The sequence below is a fragment of the Gulosibacter sediminis genome (assembly GCF_014904065.1).
GTDB classification, from domain to species: domain Bacteria; phylum Actinomycetota; class Actinomycetes; order Actinomycetales; family Microbacteriaceae; genus Gulosibacter; species Gulosibacter sediminis.
Window position 1 is genome coordinate 80063 of record NZ_JACXJG010000002.1, and the last position, 1587, is coordinate 81649.

The 1587-nt window shown below is 65.7% G+C and carries 3 protein-coding genes; 2 read left to right on the plus strand and 1 reads right to left on the minus strand.

Annotated features, from left to right (window positions below):
• On the plus strand, window positions 1-283 hold a 283-nt coding region (locus ID132_RS01105), incomplete at its 5' end, for a transposase (RefSeq protein WP_193127652.1).
• On the opposite strand, the gene ID132_RS01110 is transcribed toward ID132_RS01105, so the two are convergent.
• A complete protein-coding gene (locus ID132_RS01110; protein ID WP_459562414.1) occupies window positions 204-530 on the minus strand; it encodes a TetR/AcrR family transcriptional regulator in 327 nt (108 codons plus the stop codon). The two genes, ID132_RS01105 and ID132_RS01110, sit on opposite strands and share 80 nt — an antisense overlap.
• A gap of 165 nt (window positions 531-695) precedes the next feature.
• On the opposite strand from ID132_RS01110, the gene ID132_RS01115 reads away from it, so the two are divergent.
• A partial coding sequence (locus ID132_RS01115; RefSeq protein WP_235988183.1) for an IS256 family transposase occupies window positions 696-1587 on the plus strand: 892 nt, incomplete at its 3' end.

Below are 1587 nucleotides of genomic sequence, written 5' to 3' on the forward strand. Positions count from 1 at the left end.
GGTCACCGCCGCTGACATGGTCGAGACCGATAAGCTCGCCGCCACGGTCGCGAACTGGTGGACCGAGATCAAGGTCTTCGTCCGCACCCAGGTCACCAACGCCAGGACCGAATCCGCGAACACCGGGATCAAACAGATCAAGCGTACTGGCCGCGGATTCCGCAACCAGAGGAACTACCAATCACGTATTCTGGGTACCAGCGTCAGGCAGACACGCNGGCATACTCGTCCAGATCGACTTCATGGTCGAACAGGAAGTTCAAGGCGTACTCCGTGGCACTGATACCGGTCACTTCAGCATCAGCAAGACTCGGCGGCGCGTAGCGCTGAAGGATCCGGGTCCGGAACAGCGCGATGAGGTCAGCCCGATTGCCGACATAGTGCCGAATATGGCTGCGACTCATTCCGCTCTCGGCGGCAACCTTCTCCAGGGTGGTGCCATTTACGCCGTTGCGGGCGATAGAACGACCGGTCGCAGCAAGGATCGTCGCGATCCGCTCCTCCGCCAGACTTGGACGCCCCACAACCACTCCTCCCTTTTGTTTGTCATTAATGACAATAGAGCAATGATCAGAACCTGTGGATGGCCCTCGGCGGGGTGACGTGAAAGTGGCGTACCTCCCGAGCAAGATCTGAAGCCCATACAAGTTCTGATCAGGGTCGGCGTTGGCGCGCCGGCTCGGGAAGGTACGCCCATGCTCAAGGTAGTCCAGGAGAGCACCAAGTCCAACGTCGACGCGACCACCGTTGGGGGTGGGTCGCTGCTGGATGAGATCGTGCGCGATGGCGCCAGGCAGATGCTCGCGGCCGCGCTGCAGGCCGAGGTCGCCGCCTACATTGAGCGGTTCATCGAGGAGGTCGACGAGCACGGCCACCGGCTCGTGGTGCGCAACGGGTACCACGCGCCCCGGGTGGTGACCACCGCCGCTGGTGCGGTCCCGGTCCGGCAGCCTCGGGTCAACGACCGGCGGGTGGATGAGGCCACCGGTCAGCGCAAGCGGTTCGCCTCGGCGATCCTGCCCGCGTGGGCCCGCAAGTCCCCGCAGCTGGCCGAGGTGCTGCCGCTGCTGTACCTGCACGGCCTGTCGAGCTCGGACTTCGCTCCGGCGCTGGAGCAGTTCCTGGGCACCGCCTCCGGACTATCGGCCAAGACGATCACCCGGCTGACCGAGCAGTGGCAGGCCGAGGCCGCCGCGTTCAACCAGCGGTCGCTGGCCGAGACCGACTACGTGTACGTGTGGGTCGACGGGATCCACCTCAAGGTCCGCCTGACCCAGGACAAGGTCTGCCTGCTCGTCATGGTCGGCGTCCGCGCCGACGGCACCAAGGAGCTCGTCGCGCTCGAGGACGGGCACCGCGAGTCCACCGAGTCCTGGGCAGACCTGCTGCGCTCGTGCAAGCGTCGCGGCATGGCCGCCCCCGTCCTTGCCGTCGGCGACGGCGCCCTGGGGTTCTGGCGTGCGCTGCGGGACGTCTTTCCCGAGACCGCCGAGCAGCGGTGCTGGTGGCACAAGATCGGCAACGTGCTCGCCGCGCTGCCCAAGTCGGTGCACAAGGACGCCAAGGCCGCCCTCGCCGAGATCTACA